This window comes from Acidisphaera sp. S103, from assembly GCF_009765975.1.
Taxonomy (GTDB): Bacteria; Pseudomonadota; Alphaproteobacteria; order Acetobacterales; family Acetobacteraceae; genus Rhodopila.
The window spans coordinates 326,433-335,131 of record NZ_LMUJ01000063.1; the positions used below are offsets into that span (position 1 = coordinate 326,433).

The following is an 8,699-nucleotide window of genomic DNA, read 5'->3' on the forward strand; positions in this document are numbered from 1 at the left end:
GGCGATCGATCCAAGCGGCGTCGCACTTTCCGGCCTGATACAGATACGCCAGCAAACCATTGAACAGTGCCACATCGCTGCCCGGCGCCAGCGGCACATGCAGATCGGCCGTCTCCGCCGTCGCCGTGCGGCGCGGGTCCAGCACCACCACCTTCGTCCGATGCGACGCCCGAGCCGCTTGCAACCGCTGATGCAGCACCGGATGGCACCAGGCGGCGTTGCTGCCCACCAGCACGACCAGGTCGGCCTCTTCCCAATCCTCATAAACCCCGGGGACCACATCCTCTCCAAAAGCCCGCGTGTGACCGGCCACCGAGGACGACATGCAAAGCCGCGAATTCGTATCGATATTGGCGCTGCCGATGAATCCCTTCATCAGCTTGTTGGCAACGTAATAATCTTCTGTCAGGCACTGGCCGGACACATAGAACGCCACGCTGTCCAGTCCATGTTGCGCGATGGCGTCCTGGAAACGATCGGCGACAAGCTGCAGCGCCTCATCCCACTCCGTTTCCCGCCCGAACACGGTCGGCATCGTCAGCCGCGTGCTGTTGTCCAGCGTCGAACCCAGCGCGGCCCCTTTGGAACACAGGCGTCCCCGATTGGACGGATGCGCCGAATCAGCCTTGATCGTTTCATCCGGTTGCGCCACCACACCACACCCGACCCCGCAATACGGGCAGGTGGTGTGGACCGGTCCAGTCACGCCGAACCCGCGGCCAGCAGGATGCGCCCATCCTTCAGCCGGACCGGAACGACACGGGTGCAGCCCTCATCTGGTTCCTTCGCCGTGCCGTCCGCGAGCCCGATGACCCAGCTATGCAGCGGGCATGTCACCGACTCGCCGTGCACGATGCCCTGCGACAGTTTCCCCGCTTTGTGCGGACAACTGTCATGCAGCGCGAAGACACGGTCGTTTGCCGTGCGGAACACCGCGATATCGACCACGGGTGTCGTCACGACGCGGGAACCAAGCCGGGGGATGTCGTCCAGATGGCCGACATCCGTCCATATCAACGTATCTTCGCTCATGGCGCTCATGCCACCGCCGCCAATGCACGAAACTCATGCGCGTCCGCGCTCGCTGCTCTCTCGGCCCATGGGTCGGCCTGCATGTGCTGCTGGCTTTTCATGAACCGGTCCCGAACCAACAAGCGGCCGTTTGGATCGCTCAGGCGGGAACGGACGTACTCGATCCCAACCCGTTCCACCCATGGCGCGGTGCGTTCCAGGTACCAGGCTTCCTCGCGATAGAGCTGCATGAAGGCAGCGGCGTATTCCAGCACGTCCGCCTCGGTCGAGACCTTGGCCAGCAGGTCGGTGACCCGGACCTTGATGCCGCCATTGCCGCCGACATACAGGTCCCAGCCGCTTTCGGTGGCGATCACCCCGAAATCCTTGATGGTCGCCTCCGCACAGTTCCGCGGGCAGCCCGAGACGGCCATCTTCGTCTTGTGCGGCGTCCACGATCCCCAGGTCATCTTCTCCAGCGCGATGCCCATCGCCGTGGAATCCTGTGTGCCGAACCGGCACCATTCCGACCCGACGCAGGTCTTCACCGTGCGGAGTGCCTTGCCATAGGCGTGGCCTGACACCATTCCGGCCGCGTTCAGGTCGCCCCACACCGCCGGCAGTTGTTCCTTGCGGACACCCAGCAGATCGATACGCTGGCCACCCGTGACTTTCACCGTCGGAATCCGGTGCTTGTCCACCACATCGGCGATCGCCCGCAATTCGGCCGCCGAGGTCACGCCGCCCCACATGCGCGGCACGACCGAGTAGGTGCCATCCTTCTGGATGTTCGCGTGCATCCGTTCGTTGACAAAGCGCGACCGGGAATCGTCCCTGTATTCGCCCGGCCACGCACACACCAGGTAATAATTCAGTGCCGGCCGGCAACGCGCGCAGCCATCCGGCGTGGTCCAGCCCATGGCCCGCATCACCGCCGGAATGGTGCGCAGAGTCTGGCTCAGGATCGCCTGCCGCACCGCATCGTGGCCGACTGTCGTGCATGGGCAGACCGCCGCGACCTTCGGCGTCGCGTCATACGCGCTGCCCAGGGCATGGGTCAGCAATGCCTCGACCTGGCAGGTGCAGCTTCCGCACGATGCCGAGGCTTTGGTGCGTGACCGAACCTGATCGACGGTGGTCAGCCCGAAGCTGCCGATGGCGTTCAGGATCGCGCCTTTGCTCACGCCGTTGCAGCCGCAGATTTCCGCTGTATCCGGCAGTGATTCGATGCCGGGTGCCGCATTGTCGTTGCCCGGGGCAGGCCCGAACACCAGCGTGTCGCGCAACGCCGAAATGTCGGTCTCATTACGGATATGGTCGAAATACCAGGCGCTGTCCTGCGCATCGCCATACAGGACGGCACCGACTAGCTTGTCGTCGCGGACGACCAGCCGCTTGTGCACCCCGCGTGAGGCATCGCGGAACACGATATCGTCGGTATTTTCGTCGCCAATGAAATCACCGGCCGAGAACATGTCGATTCCGGTGACTTTCAGCCGTGTACCGGTGACCGCCGGGGTATAGTCGCTGTCGGCCGAACGTGTGACCCGGTCGGCGACGATTTTCGCCATCTCGAAAAGCGGTGCCACCAGGCCGAACACGGCGCCGCGATGTTCCACGCACTCGCCCACCGCGTAGATGGCGGGATCGCTGGTCAGCATCCCGTCATCGACCTGGATGCCGCGTCCGCATGCCAGGCCTGCCTCCTTCGCCAGCGCGATATTGGGACGGACACCCGCCGCCATCACCACGATATCCGCCGGCAGATGCGTGCCGTCGGCCAACGTCACGCCCTCGACACGATCTTCACCCAGGATGGCCTTGGTGTTCGCCTCGGTAATGACCTTGATGCCGCGTGTGGCCAGATCCGCCTTCAGCATGGCCGCGGAAACCGGATCGAGTTGCCGTTCCATCAGCGTCGGCATGATATGCAATACGGTTGTATCCATGCCGTTCAGTGCCAGGCCGTTGGCGGCTTCCAGGCCCAGCAGGCCGCCGCCGATGACGACGGCATGGGTGCCGGACTTGCTCGCCGCCATCATCGTTTCGACATCGGCGATATCGCGGAACCCGATGACGCCGCTCAGTTTGTGGCCTGGCAGCGGAATGATCACCGGGTTCGACCCGGTGGCCAGCAGCAGCGTGTCATAGGGGCGTGTGGCGCCCAGCGCCCCGGTGACCGTCTTGGCATCACGATCGATGCCGACCACGGCCTCACCCGCGATCAGTTCGATACCGTTTTCCTCGTACCACGACCGCGGGTGGGTCGTGATCGCCTCGAACGTCTTTTCGCCGGCCAGCACAGGCGACAGCATGATGCGGTTATAGTTGCCGTGCGGCTCTGCACCGAACACGGTGATGGCGAAATCATGCGGTGCACGACTTAGGATTTCTTCCAGGGTGCGTATCCCGGCCATGCCGTTGCCGACCAGGACCAGGCGGCGGCGTCGGGGAGCGATCATGTTCATGACGGTGCCTCCCGTTATACGCGAGCGGCGCCGTACAGCTCACCCCAGGTGGTCCGCCACCGGCGGCGCACGCTGGTGATCGCGACCAGGGCCAGGGCCGCCAGCAGCGCGAAGATCAGGAACCCCGAACCATAGCTGCCGGTCGTCTGCTTCGCGTAGCCAAGGCTGGAGGCGAGGTAGAACCCGCCGACACCGCCGCTCATGCCCACCAGGCCGGTCATGATGCCGATTTCCCGCCGGAAGCGCTGCGGCACCAGTTGGAACACCGATCCGTTGCCCATGCCCAGTGCCAGCATGCCGACAAGGAAGACGGGCATTGCCAGGTAGATCGTCGGCAGCCCGGTAGAGATCGCCGCGAAGGCACAGGCCGCCACGGCATAGAGGACCCCCAGCGCCCTGACGCCGCCCACCCGGTCGGCGACCGCGCCGCCCAGTGGCCGCACCATGGACCCGACGAACACCACCGCGGCGGTGCAGTAGCCGGCGACCACGGGCGACAGGCCATAGGCGTCGTTGAAGTAGATGGTCAGCGAGGAGGCGAGGCCGACGAAGCCGCCGAACGTCACGCTGTAGAAGAACATGAACCACCAGCAGTCGCCGACCTTCAACAGGGCAAAGTAGGCCTTCAAGGGCTTCGGCGGCGGCGCGTTGGGGCTGTCCTTGGCGGCGAAAATGAAGAAGCAAAGCACGAAAACCAGCGGGATCGCCGCCAGGCCGACGACGTTCTGCCAACCGAACGCGATGGCCAACGCCGGCGCGAACAGTGCAGCCAGCACCGTGCCCGAGTTCCCCGCCCCGGCGATTCCCAGTGCCGTCCCCTGGTGTTCCGGAGGATACCAGGACGACGCCAACGGCAGCGCCACGGCGAAAGATGCACCCGCCAGGCCCAGCACGCAGCCAAGCAGCAAGGTCGCCGGGAAACTGTCGATGCCGATCGCCCAGGCGGCGATCAACCCGGCGATGACGACGATCTGCGCGCCGATGCCGACGCGTTTGGCCTTGAACCGGTCGACCAGCAGGCCGAGCACCACACGAAGCGCAGCCCCCGCGAGAACCGGTGTCGCGACCATCAGGCCCTTGTGGGCCGGATCGAGATGCAGCGCCTTGGCGATCGCCACGCCGAGGGGACCGAGCAGCACCCAAACCATGAAACTGAGGTCGAAATAGAGGAAGGATGCGATAAGCGTCGGTAGATGGCCGACCTTGAGGAAGCCCTTGTGCATGTGGTTACTCGCAGGGCAGGCCATCATTGGCACGCCGGTCGATTGCTGGAGGCGCGGGCGCCTCGGGATCGGTGCGAGCCCTTCGTTGGGCAAGTCCGCGGAGTTGGGGAACTCTGTTAGCACTTGCAGCAAGATCGATGCCAAGTGACTTGCCTATAGTTCGATCATTTTCTTCAGTGATAAGTGATGAAATTACGGACATAAATAGCCTATTATTAGATCATAACGACTGTTATATAACCAATAAGTTCGAAATATATCATATTCCCCGACCTGAAGGCAAAAATGCCTCGTCATCGGGCATCGGCAGCATGGCCGTCCCTTCCAGAGCCGGCAACTCGGCCGCGGGATAAAGCCCCTCCGCTTCGACCGCCGAGGCCACCAGGTCCGGCCGATAAACCTGTGCCGCCAGGGCATCGAGATCGGTCTGCCCGTCCAGCCATCCCCACCGCCGCAACTGGCCGAGGAACCACAGCGCGTGGGCCCTCGCCGGGAACCAGGCTTCCCGTGTGTGGAACCGGATCGATTCCGCCCCCGATCCGCCCGGCAGCGCCGCTCGGCTGGCCTCTTCCGGCAACCGCAACCCGTTCGGATCGGCCAGCAATGCCGTGATCGCCGACGCTTCCTCCGGCCGGTCGCAGCGGATCTGGGCTCGCAGCACGGCGCGCAGCAGGCGATGCAACAGGTCCGGATTGGCGTCAGCCCAAGCCTCGCCGGCGCACAGGCACTTTTCCGGATGGAACGGCCAGATCGCCGAGGTGCCGATCAGGATGCGCCCGGCGCCCCGGCGCTCCGCGACGTCACCCCACGGCGCGCCGGCACAGAACCCAGCAATGCTGCCCGCGGCCAGGGCATCAACGACATTTTCCGGCGGGATAGCGACTGTTTCAATGTCCCGATCCGGGTCCACGCCGCCGGATGCCAGCCAATAGCGCAGCAGCAGGTTATGGGTGGAAAAGGCGTGCACCACGGCGAACCGCGGCCGAACCGGCTGTGTCCGCAGCCAATCGAGCAACCGGGGGCCTGGCTGCGAACCGAGGCTGGCGAAAGCCTGGTTGCTGACCACGATGGCGTTGCCGCCCTGGCTGAGCGACATCGGCACCACCAGCCGAGCCTTCGGACCGCGCAGCCCGCTGCACGCGGCGAGCGCCAAGGGCGGCAGCATCACTGCCGCGTCGAGGACGCCATAGGTCAGCTTGTCCGCGATGTTGGACCAGGATGGCTCGATGCTGATCTGGACGTCGATGCCTTGCTCGCTGAACAGGCCGTTGGCTTCGGCGAGGATAATCGGCGCGCTGTCGACCAGCCGCAGCAGTCCGACGCGGATCGGCTTGGTCATCCGGCATTCCCCTCCAGGTCTTTTATGACCTCGCCGGCGATATCGACGATCCGCCGGCCGCGACTCATGGCGGTGCGGCGCAGCCATTTGTAGGCGTCGGGTTCGCTCAGGCGGCGTTGCTTGATCAGGATGGCCTTGGCGCGATCGACGATGGATCGTTCGTGCAGGCGGCTTTCGGCCTGTTTCAGGTCGTCTTGCGCCTGCTGATGGCGGCGAAACAGAGCGACCGCGGCGCGCAGGATGGGTTTCACGTCGGGCGGCGGCATGCCGATGGCGTTGTAGGAGGAAACGCCGGCGCTGATCGCTTCCTCCATGAAGGCCGGATCGTCTTCGTCCACGAACAGGACCACCGGCCGAACATTGAGGGCGGCGACCTGACGGATACCGTCCAGCGCGTCGCGATCGGGTCGGGCCATGTCCACCAGCACCACGTCCGGCGCCAGCGAGGCGACGGCATCGGCCAGGGATTCGCCGAACTTCAGGCGCATGACGGTCAGTCCGGGGTCGGCGGCGAGGATATGTGCGACGGCACCGGCTCGTTCGGCATCGTCGTCGGCGAGCAAGACTTTCACGTGTGGGCATCGCGGGTAGGCATGGGACTCTTCTACGCAAGGTTTATGCCGCACCGCACCATGGCCGCCGCCCGTGATGCGGGCCTGGGGTGCGGCGCCTGATCGCCTAAAGATGCGCCAACAGATGCGCGGACAGTTGGCACTGGCCGCGTGGGTGTGGATTGCCGCGACACCGGGTCGGCGGTAGCGTGGAACCAACTGAAGGAGGCAGGTCTATGACCTTGAAACTCGGGTACAAGGCGTCGGCGGAGCAGTTCGCGCCCCGCCTGCTGTTGGATTTCTCGGTGGCGGCGGAAAAGGCCGGGTTCGACTCGGTATTCGTCAGCGATCATTTCCAACCTTGGCGGCACACAGATGGGCATGCACCGTCGGCGTTGGCGTGGCTGGGGGCCTTGGGTGCCAGCACGCAGCGGATCGTCATGGGCACCAGCGTGCTGACGCCGACATTCCGCTATCACCCGTCCGTGGTGGCCCAGGTGTTCGGAACGCTGGGGTCGATGTTTCCCGGCCGCGTCATCCTGGGGGTCGGCACCGGCGAGGGGCTGAACGAAGTGCCGTCCACCGGCATGGTTTGGCCGGAGATGAAGGAGCGGTTCGCTCGTTTGCGGGAGGCGATCGGCCTGATCCGCAAGCTGTGGTCGGAGGACGACTTGTCGTTCCAGGGCGAGTATTACAAGACCCAGGGCGCCACGATCTACGACAAGCCGGGCGCGTTCCTGCCGATCTATGTCGCCGGCGCGGGTCCTCAGGTGGCCAAGTATGCTGGGCGGATGGCGGACGGCTTCATCTGCACCAGCGGCAAGAGCTGGGATCTGTATAACAAGACGCTGCTGCCGAACGTGGCCGAGGGACTGGCGCTGTCGTCCAAGCCGAAGCCGGACTACGACCGGATGATCGAGATGAAGGTGTCGTTCGATACCGACAAGCAGCGGGCGTTGGAGGATACGCGTATCTGGGCGGCGCTGGCGCTGACCCCGGAAGAGAAGATGACAGTCCACAACCCGAAAGAAATGGAACGCTTGGCGGACGCGCTGCCGGTCGAACGGGCGGCCAGCCGGTGGATCGTGTCGTCGGACCCCGATGAGCATATCGAGAAGATCAAGCCTTATATCGACATGGGCTTCCGTCACCTCGTGTTCCACGCCCCCGGCAATGATCAGGCTCGGTTTTTGAAGCTGTACGGGGAAATGGTGCTGCCGAAGCTGCGGAAACAGTTCGGGTAACATGACCGCTCGACTGGAACTGTTCGCCATCCCTGGCCTGCCGATGGTGCGGGCCGGGGACGATCTGCCCGCGCTGATCCTGGCCGGTTTGCAGCGTGCCGGGCAGGTTCTGCGCGACCGCGACGTGGTGGTGATCGCGCAGAAGATCGTGTCCAAGGCCGAGGGACGGACGGTCGATCTGGCCGATGTCGTGCCGTCGCCCGAGGCGGTGAAGCTGGCGGCGGAGGGCGGCAAGGACCCGCGGATTGTCGAGGTGGTGCTGTCGGACTCGGCGAAGGTCGTGCGCAGCCGGCCGAACCTGATGATCATGCAGCACCGGCTGGGGTTCGTGATGGCCAATGCCGGGGTGGACCAATCCAATGTGGCGGCGGCGGACGGGCACCATCGCGCTTTGCTGCTGCCAGTGGACCCAGATGGGTCGGCCGAGGCGATCCGGTCCGCGTTGGTGCCGCAAGCAGACGTCGGGGTGGTGATCAGCGACAGTTTCGGCCGCCCTTGGCGCCGGGGCACCGCCGGGGTGGCGATCGGGTCCGCCGGTATTCCGTCGGTGATCGACCTGCGCGGCCAGCCGGATCTGTTCGGCCGCATCCTGGAGGTCAGCATCATCGGCTTCGCGGATGAAATCGCCGCGGCGGCGTCTCTGCTGCAAGGACAGGCGGCGGAGGCACAACCCGTCGTCGTGGTACGTGGACTAACCTGGCAGGCACCCAATATGCCGGTGGCGGACATGATACGCCCGCCTGAGGAGGATCTTTTCCAGTGATCACTGCCTTGTCCGGCGGGGTAGGGGGCGCGAAGCTGGCCCTCGGCCTGTCGCGAATCATGCCGCCGGAGGACCTGTTGGTTGTCGTCAACACCGGCGA

Annotated in this window: 8 protein-coding genes; 2 read left to right on the forward strand and 6 right to left on the reverse strand. The window is 64.9% G+C overall.

Annotated elements, in window-relative coordinates:
* From GSQ89_RS22245 to GSQ89_RS22270, 6 genes are all read right to left on the reverse strand, one after another.
* On the reverse strand, positions 1-652 hold a 652-nt coding region (locus GSQ89_RS22245; protein ID WP_371734283.1), incomplete at its 3' end, for a molybdopterin-dependent oxidoreductase.
* Between the two features lie 50 nt (positions 653-702).
* The gene (gene nirD, locus GSQ89_RS22250; protein WP_158929297.1) at positions 703-1,032 is read right to left on the reverse strand and encodes a nitrite reductase small subunit NirD; all 330 of its coding nucleotides are present in this window, start codon (positions 1,030-1,032) and stop codon (positions 703-705) included.
* 5 nt (positions 1,033-1,037) lie between these two features.
* Positions 1,038-3,473, reverse strand: a complete 2,436-nt coding sequence (gene nirB, locus GSQ89_RS22255) for a nitrite reductase large subunit NirB (protein ID WP_216856330.1) — start codon at positions 3,471-3,473, stop codon at positions 1,038-1,040.
* A gap of 20 nt (positions 3,474-3,493) precedes the next feature.
* Positions 3,494-4,702, reverse strand: a complete 1,209-nt coding sequence (locus GSQ89_RS22260) for a NarK/NasA family nitrate transporter (RefSeq protein ID WP_158929301.1) — start codon at positions 4,700-4,702, stop codon at positions 3,494-3,496.
* 259 nt (positions 4,703-4,961) lie between these two features.
* Positions 4,962-6,041 carry a CmpA/NrtA family ABC transporter substrate-binding protein gene (locus GSQ89_RS22265; RefSeq protein WP_158929303.1) on the reverse strand — a complete coding sequence of 360 codons (1,080 nt, stop codon included), beginning with the start codon at positions 6,039-6,041 and terminating at the stop codon, positions 4,962-4,964.
* Positions 6,038-6,613: an ANTAR domain-containing response regulator gene (locus GSQ89_RS22270; RefSeq protein WP_158929305.1), complete on the reverse strand. Its 576-nt coding sequence runs from the start codon at positions 6,611-6,613 to the stop codon at positions 6,038-6,040. The genes GSQ89_RS22265 and GSQ89_RS22270 overlap by 4 nt, the downstream gene beginning before the upstream one ends.
* 215 nt (positions 6,614-6,828) lie before the next feature.
* On the opposite strand from GSQ89_RS22270, the gene fgd reads away from it, so the two are divergent.
* The gene (fgd, locus tag GSQ89_RS22275) at positions 6,829-7,836 is read left to right on the forward strand and encodes a glucose-6-phosphate dehydrogenase (coenzyme-F420) (protein ID WP_158929307.1); all 1,008 of its coding nucleotides are present in this window, start codon (positions 6,829-6,831) and stop codon (positions 7,834-7,836) included.
* A gap of 1 nt (position 7,837) precedes the next feature.
* Entirely contained in the window at positions 7,838-8,599 is a 762-nt protein-coding gene (gene cofE / locus GSQ89_RS22280) for a coenzyme F420-0:L-glutamate ligase (RefSeq protein WP_158929309.1), read from the forward strand.
* The last annotated feature ends 100 nt before the right edge of the window (positions 8,600-8,699 follow it).

What these genes read in the sequence shown, in the direction of transcription:
- nirD (WP_158929297.1), bottom strand. Translation starts at nt 1,032, where the DNA reads ATGAGCGAAGATACGTTGATATGGACGGATGTCGGCCATCTGGACGAC.
- nirB (WP_216856330.1), bottom strand. Translation starts at nt 3,473, where the DNA reads ATGATCGCTCCCCGACGCCGCCGCCTGGTCCTGGTCGGCAACGGCATG.
- GSQ89_RS22260 (WP_158929301.1), bottom strand. Translation starts at nt 4,702, where the DNA reads ATGCACAAGGGCTTCCTCAAGGTCGGCCATCTACCGACGCTTATCGCA.
- GSQ89_RS22265 (WP_158929303.1), bottom strand. Translation starts at nt 6,041, where the DNA reads ATGACCAAGCCGATCCGCGTCGGACTGCTGCGGCTGGTCGACAGCGCG.
- fgd (WP_158929307.1), top strand. Translation starts at nt 6,829, where the DNA reads ATGACCTTGAAACTCGGGTACAAGGCGTCGGCGGAGCAGTTCGCGCCC.
- cofE (WP_158929309.1), top strand. Translation starts at nt 7,838, where the DNA reads ATGACCGCTCGACTGGAACTGTTCGCCATCCCTGGCCTGCCGATGGTG.